Genomic DNA, 23,762 nt, shown 5'->3' on the forward strand with positions numbered 1-23,762 from the left:
CTAAGCTGGGTATAATAACCTTTTTATAATAAAGTTACATCGCTTGAAACCACCTTATTGCGGTCCATAAAATCGGAATGGCAATGGTAAAACAAATCCAAAAGCTGATTGCCCATGATGTCAGGCTGATCGCGTTGCGGATATCTTGAGTAAGCGGCATTGTTGATGGGTTTATCTTGCTTAATTCAACCCGCTGTAATTGGTGTTTTAAGATGATTTGTTGCGGCCCTCCGAGCTCTACTTCCAACACTTTACTGCCAATATATAAGCTTGAGTAACCAAACACTCCTGCGGTATGAGGCGGCTGTTTAACTAATGCTGATACGTTCTTTAATTTGCCTTGCAATATTAAAGTCAAATTCCACAGTAAACTGGGGAGTGCAAAAATGATTTGATTGAGGGCATAAATAGGGGCGCTGAAGTAGCGATATTGCGGCACGTAATTGGGCCAGCAATGTTCTAATTGACGCAGCAAATGGATAAATAACACCAAGGGCGCACCGCCAATGGCAAAAAATAAGATGGTGGCGACGGTGCCATAACTTGGGCTGATTAATAGCCTTTCAATGGTGGCTTTACAAATACCGATTTCTGACAAATTATCGGTTTGCTGAATTAGCCATGGGCTCAGTAATTTTTTGGCTCGTTGTTTATCATTAAGCTCTAGGGAGTTTACAACGTCATTAGCAACGGGTCTAAAGCCTGCGTCACTGATGCAAAAATACACTAATAAAAAGTCAAAAAACCAAGGGTATACTGCCAGCGACAAGATAAAATAGACGCTAAACCACAGTGGTAAAATCAGTAAACCTGTTGCAAGTAGGCCGGCGGTAACTTGCTGTTGAGAAGAGCGCTGTGGATGGTTAACTTTCGCGCTTAATTTTTTCGCTAACAGTTGAAAAAATACAATAGGCTGTAGATTTCTGGGGATTGGCGCCACTTTAGAAATGAGCAGCGCCGTAAAAAGCACCAGACAGTTAACCAGAAAACTACCATCAACAGTCATCAGTTGTTGGTAAAAAGAACTATCAAACAATGTCATGGCACCTTATCAATTCACAGCTAAAATATAACCCTAAGTCAAAGTGGCAACATCTAACCTTGATAACGGCTAGAGTACATTGCCTTATGCTTTAAAAGTTTTTTAGTAATGCAATGACCATTAATGCTGAGTAATGACCCGCTTTAACAATGTAGGAATCAAAATCAACAGGCGAGTCGTTGTTAGCGTTATCTGATAATGAGCGGATGACTACAAACGGCACCTTAAATTGATGACAAACTTGGGCAATCGCAGCCGCTTCCATTTCACATGCCGCCATAGTTGGGAAATTAGCCAGCATCACCTTAGTGCGCTCAGGATCGCAAATAAAACTATCACCTGTGGCAATCAAGCCTTCAATGACCTTAGCTTCACCTAATGATGAAATAGCCGCTTTTGCGGCAGTGACTAACTTTTCATCAGGGATGAAAGCAGCAGGCTGTGATGCCATTTGACCAATTTCATAACCAAAGGCGGTTACATCAACATCGTGATGACGTACTTCAGAAGAAATAACAATATCGCCAATATTTAAACTGTCAACAAATCCACCCGCAGAGCCAGTGTTAATCACAGCATCAACCTTAAAGTTGTTGATCACTAATGTGGTTGCAACGCTGGCAGCGACTTTACCAATGCCTGAACGGGTGACGACAACCTCTTTACCTGAAAGTTGTCCTTCAACAAATTCAATTCCCGCTACAGTTGAGTGTACTGGGTTGGTCATTGATTCAATTAGGTGAGCAACTTCAGGTTCCATTGCACCGATAATAGCGATTTTCATAATTAGCGTCTCAAACAGTTCATTTAAATAAATAATAATGGCGGCTAATATAGCACAAAAGCAAACAGGGAAAGAGCACCGTAGCAGCAAATTCAGCAAATAAAAAAGCGCATCAAAAGATGCGCTTTAAGAGTTTTGCTATCAACAAGTGTTGCGATTAATTAGCCCAAGCCGTGTTATTGACTGTGGCTTACAATGGCTGCAAAAGCTTGTTATACGTCTTCAAAGGCGTTTAAAATCCCTTGCGCGGCATCGCGGCCTTCAGCAATAGCGGTGACCACAAGGTCAGAGCCACGAACCATATCACCACCGGCAAACACTTTCGGGTTGGTTGTTTGGAAAGGGTTATCGTCAAACTTACTGGCTTTTACTAAGCCCCATTCATTGGTTTCAATGCCAAAGTCGCTAAACCAAGCTGCAGGGCTGGCTTGGAAACCAAAGGCGATGATAATGGCATCTGCTTCAAGGATTTGCTCACTTCCAGCAATGACTTCAGCTTTTTGACGACCAGACTCATCGGCTTCGCCCATTTGAGTTTCTACGCACTCAATCGCCGTTACCACGCCATCTTGCTCTTTAATTGCCACGGGTTGGCGGTTAAATAAGAAATTAACCCCTTCTTCGCGGGCGTTTTGCACTTCTCGGCGAGAGCCTGGCATGTTTGCCTCGTCACGTCGATATGCACAAGTAACGCTTTTAGCCCCTTGGCGAACAGCAGTGCGGACACAATCCATTGCAGTATCACCACCACCCAATACCACCACGTTTTTACCTTCAAGGCTTAAATATGGGTTTTCAGAGCATTCAGAGCCCATTAAATGATGAGTATTACCAATCAAGTAAGGCAGTGCTTGAATGACACCTTGACTGTCTTCACCGGGTAGGCGAGCTTTCATTGCTGTGTAGGTACCCATACCGAGGAACACGGCATCATAACCATCTAGCAGGCTTTGGAAGGGAATGTCTTTACCAACGCTAACGCCCATTTTAAATTCAATGCCCATACCTTCAAGTACACTACGTCGGGTGGCCATAACCTCTTTATCCAGCTTGAAAGAGGGAATGCCATAAGTCAGCAATCCACCAATCTGTGGGTATTTATCATATACCACAGCTTTCACACCGTTACGACTTAAGATATCGGCACAACCAAGGCCCGCAGGCCCTGCACCAATAATCGCCACACGTTCTTTGCGTGGCTTCACTTTTGTCATATCGGGTCGCCATCCCTGGCTGATTGCGGTATCGGTAATGTATTTTTCAACATTACCAATGGTGACCGCGCCGAAATCATCATTAAGGGTACAAGCCCCTTCACATAGACGATCTTGAGGGCATACTCGGCCACATATCTCTGGCAGGGTATTGGTTTCATGAACCAAATCTGCCGCTTCTAAAATACGACCTTGTTCGGCCAGTTTTAGCCAATTAGGAATGTAGTTATGCAGTGGACACTTCCACTCGCAATAAGGATTACCACAATCTAAACAACGGTCTGCTTGCTCAGCCACTTGAGGCTGAGAAAACGGCTGATAAATCTCAATAAATTGAGTTGAACGTTTCGCAGCGGCGTGTTTAGTTGGATCTTTACGATCGACTTCTATAAATTGAAAATCATTACTCATCTTAATTTACCCCGCCTTTACTGCAAGTTCCGGGCTTTTTTGCTCAATTTTGAGCAAGTCAGCAACGGCAATGTTCTTCGGTTTCACTAGTACAAAACAATCTAACCAGTTTTCAAAATCACTTAAGATCATTTTGGCATGCTCACTGCCAGTGGCTTTTGCATGCTCTTCAATCAAGCCTTTAAGGTGTTGCTGCTGGATTGTTGATTCAAGTTTTTGGGTATCAACAAGCTCAGTATTAACGCGGCGACTAAAGTGATTAAAGCGATCAAAGATATAGGCAAACCCACCCGTCATACCAGCGCCGAAGTTAACCCCTGTTTTACCAAGAACAACCACGATGCCGCCTGTCATGTACTCACAACCGTTATCACCCACACCTTCAACTACGGCAACGGCGCCAGAGTTACGCACCCCAAAACGCTCGCCAGCTTGACCTGCGGCATAAACGCGGCCGCCAGTAGCACCATATAGACAAGTATTACCCATAATGGCACTGCGCTCACTTTGGAATGGGCTGCCAACAGGAGGATGGATAATAATCTTACCGCCAGACATGCCTTTTCCGACATAGTCGTTAGCATCACCAATTAATTCTAAATCTAACCCCGGGCTATTCCATACCCCAAAGCTTTGACCTGCACTGCCGTTAAATCGCAGCGTGATAGGTGATTTAGTGCCTTCTTTACCAATGTTGGTGGCAATAAAGCCTGATAATGTCGCGCCGATTGAGCGGTCGGTATTATTAATGGCATATTGCTTGGTTAACGCATCACCGGCTAATACCGCTTGCGCTGTGTCTGAAACAATTTGTAGATTTAACTCACCTTTATCAGAAGGCGGGTTTAACTCTTTCCAAGTGATTGCACTTCCGTCAGCGACGTTGGGCTGATATAAAATTGGCGCTAAATCCAGTCCTAACTGCTTGGCTGTTTGGCCTTCAAGGGCATATAACCAATCAGTACGGCCGACTAAATCTTCAAATTTAGCCACGCCTAATTTTGCCATCCATTCACGGACTTCTTGAGCGACAAACTCAAAGTAAGTAATTACTCGCTCTGGCAAGCCATGATAATGCTTGTCACGTAAGTTTTTATCTTGGGTTGCCACACCGGTTGCGCAGTTGTTTAGGTGACAAATACGCAGATATTTACACCCTAAAGCAATCATAGGTACGGTACCAAAGCCAAAGCTTTCTGCACCTAACAACGCGGCTTTAATGATGTCTTGACCGGTTTTTAAGCCGCCATCGACCTGTAAGCGAATTTTATGACGCAAACCATTTTCAACCAGAGATTGATGCACTTCTGCAAGGCCAAGTTCCCATGGTGAGCCAGCATATTTAACTGACGTAATTGGACTTGCACCAGTACCGCCATCGTAACCTGATATGGTGATCATATCGGCGTAAGCTTTCGCTACGCCTGTCGCGATGGTGCCAACGCCCGGCTCAGATACCAGTTTCACTGACACTAAAGCTTTAGGGTTGATTTGCTTTAAATCAAAAATCAGCTGGGCTAAATCTTCGATAGAATAAATGTCATGATGTGGCGGCGGCGAAATTAAGGTAACGCCAGGGCGTGCATGACGAAGACCGGCGATTTCAACACTCACTTTATGGCCAGGTAACTGACCACCTTCACCGGGTTTTGCCCCTTGAGCGACTTTAATTTGCAATACATCAGCATTAACAAGGTAATGGGCAGTAACGCCAAAACGGCCAGAGGCAATTTGCTTAATCGCTGAGTTACGTTCGCTATTAAAACGACTTGGGTCTTCACCACCTTCACCAGAATTTGAACGGCCACCAATGCGGTTCATGGCAACGGCTAGGGCTTCATGGGCTTCTGGACTTAATGCGCCGATACTCATTGCTGCGCTATCAAAGCGTGGGAATAAGTTTCCAGCGGCTTCAACACTTGACTCGTCAATGGCCGCATTCGTGCCTTTAATGCCAATTAAGTCACGTAAGGTGGCAATAGGACGGTCATCGACTAACGCTGCAAATTTCTTATATTTAGGGTAATCCTGATCTTTAAGACTTTGCTGTAATGTATTAACAACATCGGGGTTGAAACTATGATACTCGCCGCCTTCAACATACTTTAATAAACCGCCTTGTGGCAGTGGTATGTGAGCGCGGTAAGCTGCGGTATGAAGCACTTTTTGATCGGCTGCTAAATGTTCAAAGCTTGCACCTTCAATGCGACTAATCACGCCTTTAAAGCACAATTCAATCACATCTGAAGATAAACCAATGGCTTCAAACTGCTGGCTACAACGGTAAGAGCCCACAGTACTAATGCCCATTTTCGACATGATCTTACGCAGGCCTTTTTCAATACCTTGGCGGAAATTCAACATCAAGATGCTGTCATCTTCTACTTGATGTTTCTTGGCCATGGCTGAAATTGACTCATAAGCCAGATAAGGGTAAATCGCTGTCGCGCCAAAACCTAATAGCACGGCAAAGTGATGTGGATCGCGCGCAGATGCAGTTTCAACAATAATGTTGGTGTCACAACGTAAGCTTTGATCAACTAAACGTTGCTGCACCGCGCCCACAGCCATAGCGGCAGGGATCACTTGTACATTTTTAGCGGCGGCTCTGTCTGACAGGATGAGCAAGGTTGTGCCACTTCTTGCTAAACGTTCAGCTTCATCGGTAATGCGCTCGATAGCTTGCTTTAAGTTTTCGTGGGCGTCGTAGTTTAAATCAATGGTATTGGCGCGGTAGTAACTGCTATCAAGACCAAGTAACTGATTAAAATCACTAAAGAGTAGAACCGGTGACTCAAACATTACTCGGTAAGCAACACCGGTTGTTTCGCAAAATAAGTTTTGCTCGCGGCCAATACAAGTGGTTAATGACATCACGTGTTTTTCACGTAATGGATCAATTGGCGGGTTGGTGACTTGAGCAAACTTTTGACGGAAATAGTCATACAGTGAGCGCGACTTTTTCGACAATACCGCCATTGGAGTATCATCACCCATAGAGCCGGTGGCTTCTTCACCTTTACTTGCTAGTACCCAAATAACTTGCTCTAACTCTTCACGGCTGTAACCAAATTGCTTTTGATACTGAAGTAATACATCAGCACAAAAATTACTGGCGCCTTGTTGAGCGGCATCAATTTTGGTTGCAGGTTTTAAAGTACGGCTGTTTTTAGCCATCCATTCTTTGTATGGGTGGCGACGTTTTAAGTCATTATCAATCTCGAACGATGAATACAAACGGCCATTCATGGTATCGAGTACTAATAACTCGCCAGGGCCAACACGGCCTTTTTCTACCACTTCATCGGCAGAGTAATCCCAAATACCCACTTCTGATGCCAGTGTTAGGATGCGGTCCTTGGTTATAACGTAGCGAGAAGGGCGTAGGCCGTTACGATCTACTGCGCAGGCAGCATGGCGGCCATTGCTCATTACGATGCCTGCAGGGCCGTCCCACGGCTCCATATGCATGGAGTTGAAATCATAAAATGCTTTTAACTCATCATCCATTTCAGGATTACTTTGCCATGCTGGTGGTATAAGCAAACGCATAGCACGGTATAAATCCATGCCACCGGCTAATAGCATTTCCAGCATATTATCCAATGATGATGAATCTGAGCCTGTTTCATTAACAAAAGGCGCCGCTTGTTGTAAATCAGGTAACAGTGGCGAATTAAATTTATAAGCACGGGCTCTTGCCCATTGGCGGTTACCAGTAATGGTATTGATTTCACCATTATGTGCTAAAAATCTAAAGGGCTGCGCTAATGGCCACTTCGGCGAGGTGTTAGTTGAAAAGCGCTGATGGAATAAACAAATGGTGCTTTTAAGGCGAATATCGGCTAAGTCAGAATAAAATGCTGGTAAGTCAGCAGGCATCATTAAGCCTTTATAGACAATAACCTCACCCGATAAGCTGGCAACATAGAAGTCGCTATCATCGATGATTTGTTGTTCAAGACGACGTCTGGCCATATAAAGGCGACGTTCTAAATCTTTTTCACGCCAGCCCACAGGTGCATTAATTAGCACTTGGTATATTTGTGGCAGGCTTTTACGGCCAATCTCACCCAGTACATCTGGATTAACAGGCACCTTTCTCCAACCGGCAACACTTAAGGTTTCACGCTGGAGTTCTTTTTCTAAAATGGCTTTTGCGGTTTCAGCTTTGACTGGATCTTGGCTGAGAAATAGCATGCCCACTGCAAACTTTCGGCTAAGGTGCCAATCATTTTCAGTTGCAATGGCTGCAAAAAAGTCTTTCGGCATCGACATTAATAGTCCACAGCCATCACCTGTGCGACCGTCTGATGCTATCCCGCCACGGTGTTTCATTCTATCCAAACCGTGAATAGCAGTAAGGACAATACGATGGCTAGCATCGCCATCCATTTGGGCTATTAAACCAAATCCACAATTGTCCCGCTCAAAACTGGGATGATATAAGCTCATACAAAAACTCCCTAAACCTAACTTAATACGACTCGGATAATGCGGAGAAGTTCTCATAGATATGCACCCGAACCACCCAAATTAGCTCGATAATGGATAAAGGTCAAACTTAAATTACTCAACAAAATGAATTGTTACTGTTATTACAAATGTTACTAAAAAGCTGCTTTACGTTAACGTAAGCTGTATTTTTGTTCGTATAACCTTATGAATAAAAAGAATTTTAAAATTACCCAATTGTCACTTTTACTTTTGGTTAACATTTATTGTGGATTGATATTGATTTAGGGATAGTGAATTTATTTTCAAGTACAGTTTGAACAGCTAAATTGCCTTAAATGATTATTTATTCAATTAATTTGACTAAGAGTCGTAACTGCAAGTTCAAAAATGTGCCCTTTGTCACTGCATGAATATAAATTAATCGATTTATTTGCTGTTTTTTTGATGTGGCACCAAGTTTTTATCTGCCAGAGCCTGTATTGTCTGCCACTTTTTGCCGTCAGGAGCAATTGTGGGTTTAGATGATTTTGTAAATACCTTCGGTGCAGTGTGTAAGCAGCAATATGGCGGCAGAATTAAAAAGCTGACAATTGATGCTAAGTTCACTTGCCCAAATAGAGATGGCACCTTAGGTAAAGGCGGCTGTACTTTCTGTAATGTGTCGTCATTTAGCTATGAGCAAGGTACTGAAGCCAGTATCTCTGAGCAATTAAAGCAAGGTAAGCAGCGCTCGCTAAATGATAGTGCCAAATATATTGCTTATTTTCAGGCTTATACGAGTACCTATGATGAGTATCAGGTGCTGAAAACAAAATATGATGAGGCCGTTAAGGATTCTGATATCGTAGGCTTGCATATTGGCACTCGGCCAGATTGTGTCCCAGATGATATTTTAGATTTGTTAGTCAGTTATCAAGATAAAGGCATCGAAGTCTGGCTTGAGCTTGGCTTACAAACTTCAAACAATGACACTTTAAAGCGCATTAATCGCGGTCATGATTTTGCCTGTTATCAAGATACCGTGCTGCGGGCTCGAAAACGTGGCATAAAAGTCTGTGCTCATTTGATCCTTGGCTTACCCGGTGAAGACTATAGTGATTACTTGCGCAGTTTAAACAGTGTCATTGACGTTGGAGTTGATGGCATTAAGCTGCATCCATTACATATCGTTGAAGGGAGTGTGATGGCTAAGACATGGCGTCATAAAGGGATGGCACTACTGACAAAACAAGACTATGCCAACTATGCCAGTGAGCTTATTCGTCATACACCTAAAGATATTATTTTTCACAGAGTCACAGCTTATGCTAAAAAACCGCTATTACTGGCGCCTGATTGGTGCGGTTATCGATGGGAAGGCTTAGTGGCTATCGTGCAAAATTTAGCGGCTAACGGTGGACAAGGGCACTATTTGTCTGCCAATAAGTCCTAAAATTCAACCTTTAACTGCAATCTATGAAAGTTTATTAACTTATTTTATAAATTATTTTTAACAGCTTGTTAAAATATTGTGCTCATTTGCCAGTAATTAGGCTTGAAAAGCCTTGTTTAGTTGCATAGGGGATTTTAGCGAGTATTATAAATTCAATTTTAAAGTTATGAATTGATTAAGAGGTGCCGAGATGGCCACAGTTGAGTTAGAGTCTGTATTGGATCTCAATACGTTAGAGCAATATTGTAGTGCTATTGGTGCTGGAACTTTATTAAAAAGTGTCGTGTTATTTGAGCAGCTAATGCCTGAATATTTAGGTAGCCTCATTAAAGCGAATGAAGCGAATGACAAAGATACCCTTTGTGCTGAAGCCCATAAGTTTAAAGGTGCTGCAGGTTCTGTTGGATTAAAGCGTATTCAGCAATTTGCACAACTTGTGCAACATGGCGAAGAGCCAGCTTGGGATACTGAGCATGATAAATGGTTAGGTCAAATCGTTGAGCATGCAGGTTCAGATCTACAGCAATTAAAAGAATTTTTAGAAGCAAAAGCGTAATTGCTTTTGACTTTAAAAAGCCCCGCAAGGGGCTTTTTTTTGTCTTTAAAAAACTAACAGCATTAAATTTGCTGATTATGCGGACTAGATCCAGCTTAATTTATTGTTATTTATGTTTAGTTAATTCACTATTTGAATGACATCATCTTATGGTAATCGATTAAATGAAAAACCTGCCAAGCCTTAAAAATCTATTTTATTTAGTGAATTTGCATCAAGAGCAAAACTTTAACCGAGCGGCAAAATCTTGCTTTGTTAGCCAGTCGACTCTTTCAAGTGGGATTCAAAACCTTGAAGAGCAATTGGGATATCAGCTTATCGAGCGTGATCATAAATCATTTATGTTCACCGCCATTGGTGAAGAAGTGGTTGATAGAGCGAGAAAATTATTGACAGATGTTGATGATCTTGTCGAGCTAGTCAAAAACCAAGGTGAACCAATGACAGGTGAAATTCGCTTAGGTTGTATTCCCACTATAGCGCCTTTTTTACTGAGCCGAGTGGTAAAACAGTGCCAAGCCGATTATCCGCAATTGAGTTTATTGCTAAGGGAAGACACCACAGAGAGTTTGTTAGCATCTCTGGGAAAAGGTGAGCTTGATTTGCTTATTTTAGCTTTACCTGTGGATACCACTGGTTTTCATAGTATGAAAGTGGGCATTGACCCGTTTAAAATGGTGGTTCATCAGGAACTATCTAATGGGATCCATGTGCCTATTGATTATCAACAAATGCCCGATGAAAGTATTTTCTTACTGCAAAGTGAGCATTGTATTACTGGCCATGCGATTACCGCTTGCCAATTAGGCAACAGCGCCAAGATTAATCCTTTTGCTGCCACGAGTTTACATACTTTGGTGCAAATGGTGGATAGCAAGTTAGGCACCACCTTTTTACCGCAAATGGCCATTGATGCAGGTATTTTGAATGACACTGAACTTCAGATCATGACCCCGCCAGGTGAAGCGCCATATCGTGATATTGGATTGGTTTGGCGACAAACCACCAGTCGTATTTCGACCTTTAGAACCTTAGGCTTGATGCTAGAAGGCTTGTTACATAAGCAGTAATCAAGGCGGAAGGGGTTATCTTGTGTGGTGTTGTTTCATTGAGGGATTATTTTCGGAGCAACACCAAATACTTCAATTTCGTGTTTTTTACCTTTTAGCATCATCGCACCTAAATCCGTTAAATCGTATTGACTGGTTTGACGTTCTAAACGGTGGGCAACTTCACCGGAGATCAACATTCGCTGACCTAAAGGGTTACACTGATCTTGAAGCCTTGCGAGGGTATTGAGTACATCACTAAAGTAGCTAATTTCTTGCTTATGAACGCCAACGACGGCAGCCACAACCTGACCACAATGGGCAGCAGCTTTAAATTTGGGTACAAAACCATAATGTTCTTCAAAGTAAGCGCGATGCCAGTTTAACTGTTGGCTGAATTCATAATAGATATTCATACAGCGATCTTCTTTAACCCCTTCATCTAACGGCCAATGGATTAATACCGCATCACCCATATAACGATAAATTTCAGCTTCATTATTGGTTACTGTATCAGCCAGCATGCTAAAACTATCTTGGATTAAGCGACTGAAACGGTAATCACCTAATGTTTCTGCATGGGCGGTAGATGACACCATATCCACAAATAAGAATAGTCGGTGCTCATAACGTGGTTGGTGGTATTTACCTAACCCAATGTTAAGTAACACTCTTGGGCCAACCAGTAGCGCCATTTGTTCAATAAAGGCTAAGCCGACGCGTACTACAGCGAGATAAACCACTAAGGCTTGAAATGCTGGGCTATATAAAATGTGCGCAGTAAGCATTTGTCTTAGTGATACTAGATGGTTTTCTATGGCCCACATGTTTAAAAATTGAGTGACATAAGCCAGCGTCATTGCACCTAGGAGTAAAAATAGGCCTTTAAATATGACTGAAAAAAGATAGGGCAGGCGGCTGATGGCGCTAAAATCAGCAATAAGGTTGGACATCCAATGCAGGCAGCCGAATACGAAGCCCATAAAAATAGCTAGCGTTGCTAAGTCTATTTTTCCGATGGCCCATTGAGGTAAATCAGGAGTTTGTGAATATCGGAAAAAGACAAATGCGCTCATGGCAATACACCATGCTAAAATCGCAAATAATAGCTTTCTTGTCTGACGACGTGCTTTCACTGGATTATATCGAGTCCGTTGATATTTTAAGACAGGCTAGTTTATAGAAAATTCCCATACTTGTCATAGTGGTATTTACAATAGTTTTAATAAAAAGCCTTTATGTTTACAGTTTGTAATACTAGCCAAATGCATTTGTTAGTATTTGGTGGGTAAAGTTGATCTTTAAATAGAAGCCTCTGGGATTAGAGAGCTTAATCAGACCGTTTTCGGCAATTGACTCAGTTAATACTTGGCTATTGGCTGCCTTTGGTCTTAGTTGTAATACTTCACCATGACGGGCGGTGATTTGCTCGACTTTACCTATGGCGATTAATTCCATTATCTCTTCCCAGTCTTGCTTTAACTGTGAATATTGTTGTTGATTGGGTTGCCATAATACTGGTGAGCCTATTTTTCGCTCAGCGACAGGGATACTTCTTTCACCCTGAATGGGGATCCACAGCACTTGTTGTAATTTATGATAAACCACGCTGTCTTCCCAAGTGAGCCCTTGAATATTGGTCAGTGGGGCAACGGTGACATAGGTGGTTTCTATTGGTTTACCCTGTTTATCAATTGGAATGGTTTTTAACTCAATGCCCAAATGAAGAAAGTCTTGCTGTGGTTTTGAGCCTGCAGTCGCCCCTAGCTCCATTTCAATCAATTGTCCTACCCAGCCTTTGTCTCTTCTTAAGTTCTCTGGCACGTTTACGCCATGGTCTTTTGCTATGTCACCTAAACTGACACCAGCCATGTCATTGGCTCTTTGCATCAATTCATCGATTGAGTTTGGTGGGGTATTCATCATGGAGCAATGTCTTACTTTAAAAAAGTTTGGGTGTATTAAAGTGTACTGTTTTATCGATTATTTTAAAACGACAGCGGCTGGTTGTTTTTTGAACACCGTGAAGATTTAAAGTTATCCAAGGTTTTGCAGTAATATATCGCTCTGTTTATTAACGATTTTTATAAATATTGGTGAGTTTGTTTGACCACTTTATAAAGTTACTCTCCTTTTGCTCCACTATTTCACACACACTTATCCACAGAATGAATGAATAACTTTAATTTGTTAATGCTTAGCGGATATTTTTTTGACAGTCAATGGTGAAAAATAGCTTTATTTTGATATTTATAAAATAAATATGTTGTTTTTTGTGTATAACTTCTTTAGCCAGTATGGCCACAATTAATAATTACCTTTACTGCTTAAAAAATAACCTTTTATATGATTCGATTATAAGTTAACAATACATGTCTTATTTAACTCATTGTATTTTATTTATTTTTATTAGTTGATTTAGTTTTGTTATCGACAGTAAGTGTCACTGTAATTAGGCTCGTTTAGAGTTATTTTAGAGTTTCAAACAGAGATATCCACAGATTTTGTGGATAATAATCATAACTAGGGTCATCATCTGTTGATAAAAGTTGCTAAGGGCTCATTTTATCCAAGTGTTCTATTGAAATAGTCGTTTGCCCGTTGGCGAGCTTTATGAAACAATCTAGTCATTAATTTGTAGTGAAATTGGAGTCCATGTGATTGATAGCGACGGCTTTCGCGCAAATGTGGGCATTATTATCTGTAACAAATATGGTCAAGTAATGTGGGCCAGACGGTTTGGACAACATTCATGGCAATTTCCTCAAGGTGGTGTAGATGATGGTGAAACCCCAGAACAAGCTATGTACCGAGAATTGTATGAAGAAGTCGGTCTTAAACCTGAAAATGTGCAAATTTTAACGTCAACACGTTCATGGCTGAGATATCGTTTGCCTAAGAGATTAATTAGGCAAGAAAGTAAACCAGTTTGTATTGGTCAAAAACAAAAGTGGTATTTATTACAACTTAAAGGCAGTGACGACACGATTAATTTGAATTCCTGTGGTCATCCGGAGTTTGATGATTGGCGTTGGGTGAATTATTGGTATCCAGTCAGACAAGTCGTTTCTTTTAAGCGTGATGTTTACCGTAAAGTTATGAAGGAGTTTTCCTCTATTACATTGGCATTTCAAGGCCGTGAGCCTAGCCGAAAAAGAGGCCGTTATAGAAATTAGCTGATCAAAAAAGGATGTGAAGCAGTGCTAAATACGCTTAGGGATATTACACAGTCTGTCGCCAGTGCTAATAGCTTAGAGACGGCATTGTCATTATTGGTTTCCCAAACCAAGTTGGCAATGCAAACGCACTGCTGTTCTATTTATATTCTTGAACAGCAACAATTGGTGCTCTCTGCCACAGAGGGCCTTGCAACTAATTCCATCAATCGTGTCAAAATGCCTTTATCTGAAGGCTTAGTGGGCTTAGCGGCAGAAAAAGAAGAAGCTGTTAACCTTGCCGATGCCAAATCACACCCCAGATTTAAACTATTTCCCGAAGTTGAAGAAGAAGAGTACCGCGCATTTCTGGCTGTGCCTATTATCTTTCAAAAACAGGTTGTCGGCGTCATTGTGGTGCAGCAACCGCAGCCAAGACAGTTTAGTGAAAATGAAGAAGCCTTTTTGATGACTTTGGCGGCTCAATTAGCCGTGGTGGTGCGTAATTTAAAAAACAAAGCTGCGATCAGTAATGTTCAACAACAAGTGGTCTTTAAAGGTACTTCAGCGTCAAAAGGTATCGCCATTGCTGATGGCTTTGTGCTTGGTGGTGCTATCTCACTTGATCAGCCCGAAGAACAAGCCACAGACTTAGCAACAGAAGTTCAGCGTCTTAAAGCCGCTATGCAACGCTGTAGCGATATTATCAGCACTTTATCCCAACGCTTTGACCGTGAAAATGTAGATGATGTGGCCTCTATTTTTTCTGCTTTACAATTACTGTTAGGTGAAGCCAGTCTTGGCGGCGAGTATCTACGGGAAGTGAATTTAGGTTGGCAAGCCGAATCTGCCGTTAGCCGAGTGTCTAAACGCTATATTGAGCAGTTTATCGCGATGGAAGACCCGTATTTAAAAGAGCGGGCCAGTGATATCCGTGAATTAGGTCAAAAAGTTTTACGTCAATTAATCGAACCTGACAAATTAGAACTCGCACCTGATAAACCGGTCATACTAGTAGCGAAAGAGGTTGATGCCACATTATTAGCAGAGTTTCCTCGAGGAAAACTTGCAGGAATAGTCACGGAACTTGGTGGGGTGAATGCCCACGCAGCAATATTGGCAAGAGCCTTAGGTGTGCCGGCGATTGTTGGTGTTGATCAAGTGTTGTCTGCAGATGTTGATAATAAAAAGTTAGTGCTAAATGCCAATAGCGGCCAATTATTAATTTCGCCATCTGATGCCATTATTCATGAATATCTTTGCTTAATTTCTGAGAGTAAAGCCCAGCAACGACAATTTTCTGCTGAAATATCCTTACCCGCTGAAACCTTAGACGGCCAAAGAATACAGCTTTATTTGAATGCCGGTTTATTAAGTGGTTTAAGCACCGATATGGCAGAAGGCGCTGATGGTATTGGACTGTACCGTACTGAAATTCCCTTTATGCTGCATCAACGCTTTCCCAGTGAACTTGAGCAAGTTCAAGTTTATAAACAAGTGCTATCAGCAGCGCGAGACAGGCCTGTGGTAATGCGTACCCTTGATGTGGGCGGCGATAAACCATTGCCTTATTTTCCTATTACAGAAGATAATCCATTTTTAGGCTGGCGTGGCATCCGCTTATCTTTAGATCACCCAGAACTGTTTTTAATGCAATTACGGGCGATGTTAACAGCCAATGCTGACTCTTCACAATTGCAGATATTGCTGCCTATGGTCAGTAATTTAGACGAAATTGATCGCACATTACTGTATCTAGAGCAGGCATATACAGAGCTAACTGAAGAGCTCGCAAGAGAAATACCCAAACCTAAAATAGGGGTAATGCTTGAAGTACCCTCTTTGCTGTTCCAATTAGAAGATGTGGCCAAAAGAGTTGATTTTGTTTCTGTGGGTAGCAATGACTTAACCCAATATTTGCTTGCGGTGGACAGAAATAACCCCAGTGTCAGTCCATTATTTGACAGTTTTCATCCTGGTGTATTAAGGGCGCTAAAATGGACGATTACTGATTGTAACCGTTTTCAGCTTGATGCCAGTATTTGTGGTGAACTTGCTGGCGAGCCCATGGGCGCCTTATTGTTAGTGGCTATGGGCTACGAAAAACTCAGTATGAACCAAGGCAGTATTGCGCGGATAAACTATCTACTTAGACGGGTTAATAAAGCTGAACTTGAGCGATTATTAGAGCAGGTATTAAGCTTGTCTAATGGTGAGCAAGTCAGGCAATTATTGAATCAATATTTGCAACAGCACAACTTGCTGTCGATTTTAGACTAATGACAGATCAGCGAAACACTTATTGCAGTAACTTCAAATCAGTAATTTAAAATCAGTAATTTAAAATCAGTAAGTTAAAATCAGTAAGTTAAATTAAAAATACAGCAGCAAAGTTAGTTAATTAAACAAGTTGATAAAAGCAACTTGGCTAAGTCAATTTACACATTTTTCATTGTTAGGGCAGTACATTGGACAATATATTGTTAGTTTTTTCACTGTGCTTGTTATTAGGCGCTGTGGTTGGATTTCTTGCTGGTTTGTTAGGCATAGGTGGCGGGCTTATTATTGTACCGGCACTGATTTATTTACTGCCCTGGATAGGTATTGAGTCCAGCCAACTCACCCATGTGGCCATTGCCACCTCGTTAGCCTCTATTATTATGACCTCGTTTAGCTCTGCTATTGCCCATCATAGGCGCGGCAATATCCCTTGGGAGCTTTTTAAGCCCATGTTGCCGGGTATTGTGGTTGGCGCGTTAGCATCGGCTTTTATCTCAGAACAAATCGCAGCCGATTTGTTGCAGCAGGCTTTCTCGATATTTGTCATTGTGATGGCAATACAAATGACATTTCCATTAAAACCCAAAGCCATGGCCAAAGTGCCAAGTTTTCAAGTGATGTTTATTGTTTCAATGCTAATAGCTGTCATTGCCGGCTTAATGGGCATTGGCGGCGGAGTACTGCTGGTGCCTTTCTTGTGCTATTGCGGTTTACAAATGCGTCAAGCGGTTGGCTTTGCATCAGTAACAGGCTTTTTAATCGCGATAGCGGGCACTGCGGGCTATGTTATTGCTGGATTAAATGCCACTGACTTACCCACTTGGACAGTCGGTTATATTTATATTCCCGCATTAGTGGGGATCATCATTACCTCTATGCTTATTGCACCTTTAGGGGTAAAGGCCGCCAGTATTTGGCCAACGCCGATACTCAAAAAGATATTCGCAGTTTTGCTGATGGTAATAGGTTTAAAGCTCGCGCTTTCTGCTTAAAAAAATTACACTAGCCACGAATTTTGATAATTAATATTCTGCAAATAATAAACGTTTTAATAATAGGACAATAAAATGCGTCAGTATTTAGATCTCTGCAACCACATCGTTGAAAACGGCCATTGGATTGAAAATAAACGTACAGGTAAGCGCTGTTTAACCGTGATCAATGCAGATTTACAATACGATGTTGCCAATAATCAATTTCCCATTATTACCACTCGTAAAAGCTTCTGGAAGGCTGCAATTGCTGAGCTAATTGGCTACATTCGTGGTTACGATAATGCTGCAGATTTTCGCGCTATCGGCACTAAAACCTGGGATATGAACGCCAATGACAACCAAAGTTGGTTAAACAATCCACACCGCAAAGGTGAGGATGATATGGGCCGAGTATACGGCGTCCAAGGTAGGCGTTGGCAAAAACCTTGTGGTGGAAGCGTTGATCAGCTTGCTAAAATTGTCGATAACTTATCTAAAGGGGTTGACGATCGCGGTGAGATTATCACTTTCTATAATCCTGGTGAGTTTGATATGGGCTGCTTAAGACCTTGTATGCATACTCATACTTTTTCGCTACTGGGCGATACCCTTTACCTAACAAGCTATCAGCGTTCATGTGATGTGCCTTTGGGGCTTAACTTTAATCAAATTCAGGTGTACACCTTTTTAGCACTAATGGCGCAGATCACCGGAAATAAGCCGGGTCTGGCTTATCACAAGATCATTAATGCACACATTTATGAAGATCAACTTGAATTGATGAAAACTGAGCAACTTGTGCGTGAGCCATTCCCATCGCCACAGTTGAATATTAACCCTGATATAAAAAGTTTACGTGACTTGGAAACTTGGGTCACCATGGATGACTTTGAAGTGATTGGTTACCAACATCACGACGCGATTAAGTATCCATTCTCCGTATAAATCACATTCCAGTCATCATTTCACCCAATCGCTTTGGTTTACATCTAAACCAAAGCGATTGTCTCCTACTGCGCAAAGTATCGACGATTTTTAAATTCGACAATGAAAATACCAGCTAATCTTTAATGATTTTATGGGGACTGTTTATGCAAAAGTGCCTCATTGCTAAGTTGCTTTTTAAGACTAAAAAGACAATGTTAGTTAATAATGCTTGTGATAAAAATTTTGCAGAGCATTGTAAATAAAAGATTAATTAATTTAGCGGATTGTGTTTTTATTCAGCAGTTGATATTTTTTTCAAGAAGCTTGTTGGTAATTGATTAGCTTAAAAAAGCGAAATATTGGCAATTTGGGCTCACGTTAATACACTTAAGTGTGATCTTGTTCGTATTATTTTGTTTGATACCTCGGAAATCCCGACATATAAGACCCAAACTAACGATTATGATTGTTTGAATAATTCCGCTAGACTCGAATTAATTGTTTTTTGTGGAGAAAATTATGGAACGTGCAATTAAGAATTTCTTAAGTCAAGAATCTGCAGGGGGTATCATTTTGATGATCTCTGTAGTGCTGGCGATGTTAATGGCAAATTCGCCATTAGCGGGTTTATACAGTGGTTTTCTTGATACAGAAGTCCAAGTACGTATCGGTTCACTTGATATAGATAAGCCATTACTGTTGTGGATTAATGATGGTCTTATGGCGTTATTCTTCCTATTAATTGGTTTAGAAGTTAAACGTGAACTGCTAGAAGGTGCGCTTTCAAGCGTTTCAAAAGCATCATTACCTACCTTTGCTGCTATTGGTGGTATGTTGTTCCCAGCGTTATTTTATTTAGCGTTCAACTACTCAGATCCTGTGACTCAAGTGGGCTGGGCAATTCCAGCTGCGACTGATATTGCCTTTGCACTCGGTATAATGGCGCTACTTGGTAGTCGTGTTCCGGTGGCATTGAAAGTGTTTTTACTTGCATTAGCCATTATCGATGACTTGGGCGTAATCGTCATTATCGCACTATTTTACAGTGCTGATTTATCGATGGTAAGCTTGATTGTTGCAGCTATTTCAATTGTATTAATGGTTGCTCTGAACCGCAAAGGCGTCAGCTCACTGATCCCTTACGGTTTACTTGGTCTGATCTTATGGGTTGCAGTGCTTAAGTCTGGCGTACATGCCACATTAGCAGGTGTGATTATTGCGTTCTGTATTCCATTGCGCGCTAAAGACGGCACATCACCTTCTGAGCATTTAGAGCATAGCCTACACCCTTGGAGCACCTTCTTCATTCTACCCGTATTCGCCTTTGCCAATGCAGGCTTATCACTTGCAGGTATGAGTGTAACCTCGTTAGTTGAGCCAGTAACCATCGGTATTATATTAGGCCTACTATTAGGTAAGCCAGTAGGTGTATTACTGTTTAGTTATGTTGCGGTAAAACTAAAATTAGCTGAATTACCACCAGGAATTGGCTGGACTCAAATTATCCCTGTGGCAGTGATGACCGGTATTGGTTTCACTATGTCAGTATTTATCTCGTCGCTTGCCTTTGATGGTGCACCTGATCAATATGGTGATTTTGCAAGATTAGGTATTTTAACCGGTTCAATGCTAGCTGCATTAGTGGGTTATTTCTGGTTAAACAAGGTGCTTCCTAAAGCTGAAGCAAAATAAGCTGGAGCGATTAAATGAAACTTAAACTGTTAATGTTAGCCTTTGCTATGGGGGCTGTTGTTCCTGCCCAAGCAACGTCATTCAATGTTTGTCAAAAGGATGTTGAATCAAGCGAGTGTAAAAGTTACTTAGATGGCGTGGTTGATGGTGCATTGATGTACCACGACGAAGCTTCTGCTAGCCGATTAGACGCTGATAGTGGCTATGAGTCTCGAGCGCTTAAATACCGCGCAGGTAAACGCTATCAAGAGGCTAACCGCAGTTTTTGTGCAGAAAGAGTCCCTGACAAGGCTGATATTGTTTTGGCCATTCAAGAACAAACGGCCAATAAAAACATCAATGACCTAAATGAGTTGTCGATATTAATTGATAGCTTGTTGAACTGTCAGAGACTAAAATAAGTCATCTTTCATTAGCTGGCTTATATGAATGCAACATTTAAATTATAACCATCTATATTATTTTTGGATGGTTAGAAAGAAAGGGACGGTAGCCAAGGCTGCCGTCGCTTTATGTTTAGCCCCGCAAACTATCACAGGTCAAATTCGCGCTTTAGAAGAACGCCTCAATGGCAGTCTATTTAAACGTGTCGGCCGCAACCTTGAATCCACCGAACTTGGTGAAATCGTATTTCGTTATGCTGATAAGATGTTTAGCCTCAGCTACGAAATGATCGATTTACTCTCTTATCAAAAAGATGACTCAGTGTTATTTGAAGTGGGTATTGCTGATGCCTTGTCAAAAGCCTTAGCCAGTCGCGTTTTACTGACGGTGATCCCAAGCGACGGTTCAATGCATTTGAGCTGTTATGAATCAACCCATGAAAGCCTGATAGCAAGGTTACGTGAACATAAATTAGATATGATTTTATCTGATTGTGCTGGCGTATCACTTAAATACCCTGAAATCTTATCCAAAAAGTTAGGCGAGTGCGGTATTAGCTTTTTCTCTTCATCAAAGCCCTCTGCTGACTTTCCTGCCTGTCTTGAGCAAGAGAAATTACTGATCCCAGGCAAGCGTACTTCCCTAGGGCAACAGTTACATCGCTGGTTTGCTGAAAAGAATCTTAATGTGAGTATTTTAGGTGAGTTTGACGATGCCGCGATGATGAAAGCATTTGGTTTGTTTAAGCGTGGCATATTTGTTGCTCCGTCTATTTATCGTCATGATATACTCTCCCAAGGCATGGTATTACTGGGTGAAACCACTGATATTAAAGAAGAGTACCATGTCATGTTTGCAGAGAGGATGATTCAGCACCCTGCGGTTCAACGCTTGTTAGAAACTGACTTTAATGATTTGTTTGCTGGTGTTGATCCACAAGTTCAAGATGTTGAGCATCGTAGTTTGCAACATCTATAAAGTATCCGAAGAGATGTTAGGAGAAGTACATTGGAATTAATGAATATAGCAAGAGTGCGCTGGGCTTGTCGAAGAGGGATGCTTGAGTTAGATGTTCTTTTTCAACCCTTTGTTGAGCAACATTACCAAGCTTTAGCTGATAAAGATAAGCAAACCTTCATTGATTTATTAGCCTGTGAAGACCCTGAGTTATTTGCTTGGTTTATGGGCCATGAAGTTTGCCCTGATGCTGCGATGGCTGACATGATAGTTACGGTTCGTGGTCGTCCTCAACCATAAGCTAGTTTATAGCGACATTAGCTTACTGCAAAAGATGAAGGTGCTTAACTGATGCATTTCAGCTTAAGCGCTTCATTTAATCAATTTTTATCACATATTGTATTGCTCAGTGTGTGTTTAAGCAGTTTTATTCTTTGGCCAGATTATCGCCACTGGGCTTATCAACTGGCATTCTATTTTATTCTTATCTCGTGTCTGGCTTTTTTTGTCGCTCACCTGTTGGCGTTAAGGCATTGGCGTTGCCAATTTAGTTTACTTGATGCAGGTAAAGGTAAGTTATCCCAAGGGCAAGAATTTCAATTATGGCGCAGTTCAATCGTTACTGTATTTGCTGCAGTGATGTTTATTGAACTTGACGTTGCAGATGAACTGGGAGTTACAGCTCGGGGAAAAAGGCAGTTATTAATTGTCTGGAGCGACATGCTTGACGACAGCAGTTACCGAAACCTGTGTCGTCAATTAATTGCATATGGCAAGCGTTAGTAATCTTAACGCTATCTTTCAGGTTGTAAAATAGTTGGCTTGGGATTATCGACTTGCTCTGGGTAATCGGCATTATAGTGCAGTCCACGGCTTTCTTTTCTTTCCATGGCGCAGCGAATGATTAACTCGGCCACTTGAACCAAGTTTCTCAATTCCAGTAAGTTGTTACTGACTCTGAAGTTACTATAATATTCTTGAATTTCTTGTTGTAACAATGCGCAGCGGCGCAAAGCGCGCTCTAAGCGTTTGTCGGTTCTAACAATTCCCACATAATCCCACATGAATAAACGCAGTTCATGCCAGTTATGGGCAATAACCACTTCTTCATCTGAGTTGCTGACCTGACTTTCATCCCAGAGTGGTACAGGGCCGGGTGTCGGCACTTTTTCAAGTAAGCTTTCAATATCTTGAGCAGCAGCTCTAGCAAAAACCAAGCACTCTAATAAGGAGTTACTGGCCAGTCGGTTGGCGCCATGTAAGCCGGTGTAGGCGACCTCACCAATAGCATATAGGCCATTGATATCAGTTTGTCCATGCAAATCTGTCATGACGCCGCCGCAGGTGTAATGGGCTGCTGGCACCACAGGGATGGGATCGGTGGTGATATCAATACCAAATTCTAAACAGCGACTGTAAATTGTCGGAAAATGTTTGATGACAAATTCAGCTGGCTTATGGCTGATATCTAAATACAGACAATCAGCACCCAAGCGTTTCATTTCATAATCGATTGCCCTTGCCACAATATCACGGGGGGCAAGTTCTGCGCGTTCATCAAATTCAGGCATAAAACGGCTACCATCAGGGCGTTTTAAATATGCCCCTTCACCGCGTAAAGCTTCAGTAAGCAGGTAATTTCTAGCATCAGCATGATACAAGCAAGTTGGATGAAATTGATTAAACTCCATGTTGGCAATACGGCAACCTGCGCGCCAAGCCATGGCGATTCCGTCACCACTGGCAATATCCGGATTGGAAGTATATTGATATACCTTTGAACAGCCACCGGTTGCGATAGCAACAAACTTGGCTGTAACCGTTTCAACATGCTCAGCATCGCGGTTCCAAATATAGGCACCCACCACACGATTACCGGGGCGGTTTAATTTGCGAGTGGTGATTAGGTCAATGGCGTTATATCGTTCAAGGACTTTAATGTTCGGGTGCGCGATTGCGCGTTCTTGCAAGGTTGATTGTACAGCTTTACCGGTTGCATCGGCAGAGTGCAAAATACGTCGATGGCTGTGACCCCCTTCACGGGTCAAATGATAAGGTGCTGCGCTTTGATCGCCGTCAGTTTCTTCTTTATCAAATGCCACACCGCATTGAATTAACCATTGCATCGACTTTTTGGCATTTTCAGCCGTGTAAGTCACCACTTCTTTGTCACAAAGTCCTGCGCCAGCAATGAGCGTGTCGTTAACATGTGATTCAATAGTGTCCGATTCATCGAATACAGATGCGATTCCACCTTGGGCATAATAAGTCGAACCTTCCGCCAAAGGGCCTTTAGAAAGTAAAATAACTTTAGACTTTTCAGCTAGATGCAGGGCAAGTGTTAATCCTGCTGCACCGCTACCTATAACCAAAATATCAGACTGGTGTTCAACTGCTTGTTTCATAAGGTATCATGGAGTACTTAATATGTTCCTCAATGGTAAATC

General features: G+C 41.9%; 19 protein-coding genes. 12 read left to right on the top strand and 7 right to left on the bottom strand.

The genetic code is table 11. From position 1 onward, the window contains the following. Window positions 1-34: 34 nt before the first annotated feature. From BM739_RS16315 to gltB, 4 genes are all read right to left on the bottom strand, one after another. Entirely contained in the window at window positions 35-1,036 is a 1,002-nt protein-coding gene (locus tag BM739_RS16315; RefSeq protein ID WP_175609542.1) for a cobalamin biosynthesis protein, read from the bottom strand. Between the two features lie 97 nt (window positions 1,037-1,133). After that, window positions 1,134-1,826: a 5'-methylthioadenosine/adenosylhomocysteine nucleosidase gene (locus BM739_RS16320; protein WP_076542516.1), complete on the bottom strand. Its 693-nt coding sequence runs from the start codon at window positions 1,824-1,826 to the stop codon at window positions 1,134-1,136. Between the two features lie 212 nt (window positions 1,827-2,038). Continuing rightward, window positions 2,039-3,451: an FAD-dependent oxidoreductase gene (locus BM739_RS16325; protein WP_076542518.1), complete on the bottom strand. Its 1,413-nt coding sequence runs from the start codon at window positions 3,449-3,451 to the stop codon at window positions 2,039-2,041. A 6-nt stretch (window positions 3,452-3,457) separates the two neighbouring features. Then, the gene (gltB, locus tag BM739_RS16330; protein WP_076542520.1) at window positions 3,458-7,906 is read right to left on the bottom strand and encodes a glutamate synthase large subunit; all 4,449 of its coding nucleotides are present in this window, start codon (window positions 7,904-7,906) and stop codon (window positions 3,458-3,460) included. Between the two features lie 514 nt (window positions 7,907-8,420). Here gltB and BM739_RS16335 point away from each other — a divergent pair. The 3 genes from BM739_RS16335 (at window position 8,421) to oxyR (ending at window position 10,967) form a co-directional block, all read left to right on the top strand. Next, on the top strand, window positions 8,421-9,341 hold the full coding sequence (locus tag BM739_RS16335) for a TIGR01212 family radical SAM protein (protein ID WP_076542522.1): 921 nt from the start codon (window positions 8,421-8,423) through the stop codon (window positions 9,339-9,341). 190 nt (window positions 9,342-9,531) lie between these two features. Further along, on the top strand, window positions 9,532-9,897 hold the full coding sequence (locus BM739_RS16340; protein ID WP_076542524.1) for an Hpt domain-containing protein: 366 nt from the start codon (window positions 9,532-9,534) through the stop codon (window positions 9,895-9,897). A gap of 164 nt (window positions 9,898-10,061) precedes the next feature. Beyond that, the gene (gene oxyR / locus BM739_RS16345; protein ID WP_076542526.1) at window positions 10,062-10,967 is read left to right on the top strand and encodes a hydrogen peroxide-inducible genes transcriptional activator OxyR; all 906 of its coding nucleotides are present in this window, start codon (window positions 10,062-10,064) and stop codon (window positions 10,965-10,967) included. Window positions 10,968-11,002: 35 nt separating this feature from the next. Here oxyR and BM739_RS16350 read toward each other — a convergent pair whose 3' ends face one another. Next, the gene (locus BM739_RS16350) at window positions 11,003-12,082 is read right to left on the bottom strand and encodes an adenylate/guanylate cyclase domain-containing protein (RefSeq protein ID WP_076542527.1); all 1,080 of its coding nucleotides are present in this window, start codon (window positions 12,080-12,082) and stop codon (window positions 11,003-11,005) included. Window positions 12,083-12,203: 121 nt separating this feature from the next. Next, window positions 12,204-12,869, bottom strand: a complete 666-nt coding sequence (mutH, locus tag BM739_RS16355; RefSeq protein ID WP_076542605.1) for a DNA mismatch repair endonuclease MutH — start codon at window positions 12,867-12,869, stop codon at window positions 12,204-12,206. A 734-nt stretch (window positions 12,870-13,603) separates the two neighbouring features. On the opposite strand from mutH, the gene rppH reads away from it, so the two are divergent. From rppH to BM739_RS16400, 9 genes are all read left to right on the top strand, one after another. Next, window positions 13,604-14,122 (top strand): RNA pyrophosphohydrolase, encoded by a 519-nt coding sequence (rppH, locus tag BM739_RS16360; protein ID WP_076542529.1) that lies wholly within the window; start codon window positions 13,604-13,606, stop codon window positions 14,120-14,122. A gap of 24 nt (window positions 14,123-14,146) precedes the next feature. After that, entirely contained in the window at window positions 14,147-16,381 is a 2,235-nt protein-coding gene (gene ptsP, locus BM739_RS16365; protein WP_076542530.1) for a phosphoenolpyruvate--protein phosphotransferase, read from the top strand. A gap of 188 nt (window positions 16,382-16,569) precedes the next feature. Beyond that, on the top strand, window positions 16,570-17,373 hold the full coding sequence (locus BM739_RS16370; protein ID WP_076542532.1) for a sulfite exporter TauE/SafE family protein: 804 nt from the start codon (window positions 16,570-16,572) through the stop codon (window positions 17,371-17,373). 75 nt (window positions 17,374-17,448) lie between these two features. Continuing rightward, window positions 17,449-18,300 carry a thymidylate synthase gene (locus BM739_RS16375; protein ID WP_076542534.1) on the top strand — a complete coding sequence of 284 codons (852 nt, stop codon included), beginning with the start codon at window positions 17,449-17,451 and terminating at the stop codon, window positions 18,298-18,300. Window positions 18,301-18,801: 501 nt separating this feature from the next. Next, entirely contained in the window at window positions 18,802-19,974 is a 1,173-nt protein-coding gene (gene nhaA, locus BM739_RS16380) for a Na+/H+ antiporter NhaA (RefSeq protein ID WP_076542535.1), read from the top strand. A 14-nt stretch (window positions 19,975-19,988) separates the two neighbouring features. Next, window positions 19,989-20,375, top strand: coding sequence for a hypothetical protein (locus tag BM739_RS16385; protein WP_076542537.1), 387 nt, complete (start codon window positions 19,989-19,991; stop codon window positions 20,373-20,375). Between the two features lie 28 nt (window positions 20,376-20,403). Beyond that, complete coding sequence (gene nhaR, locus BM739_RS16390) at window positions 20,404-21,336, top strand: transcriptional activator NhaR (protein WP_076542538.1); 933 nt, start codon at window positions 20,404-20,406, stop codon at window positions 21,334-21,336. A gap of 30 nt (window positions 21,337-21,366) precedes the next feature. After that, a complete protein-coding gene (locus BM739_RS16395; protein WP_102439242.1) occupies window positions 21,367-21,615 on the top strand; it encodes a succinate dehydrogenase assembly factor 2 in 249 nt (82 codons plus the stop codon). A gap of 51 nt (window positions 21,616-21,666) precedes the next feature. Next, a complete protein-coding gene (locus tag BM739_RS16400) occupies window positions 21,667-22,098 on the top strand; it encodes a protein YgfX (RefSeq protein WP_076542540.1) in 432 nt (143 codons plus the stop codon). 11 nt (window positions 22,099-22,109) lie between these two features. On the opposite strand, the gene nadB is transcribed toward BM739_RS16400, so the two are convergent. Further along, window positions 22,110-23,720 (bottom strand): L-aspartate oxidase, encoded by a 1,611-nt coding sequence (gene nadB / locus BM739_RS16405; RefSeq protein WP_076542542.1) that lies wholly within the window; start codon window positions 23,718-23,720, stop codon window positions 22,110-22,112. Window positions 23,721-23,762 lie beyond the last annotated feature (42 nt).

It is taken from the genome of Shewanella sp. UCD-KL21 (genome assembly GCF_001957135.1).
Classification (GTDB): Bacteria; Pseudomonadota; Gammaproteobacteria; order Enterobacterales; family Shewanellaceae; genus Shewanella.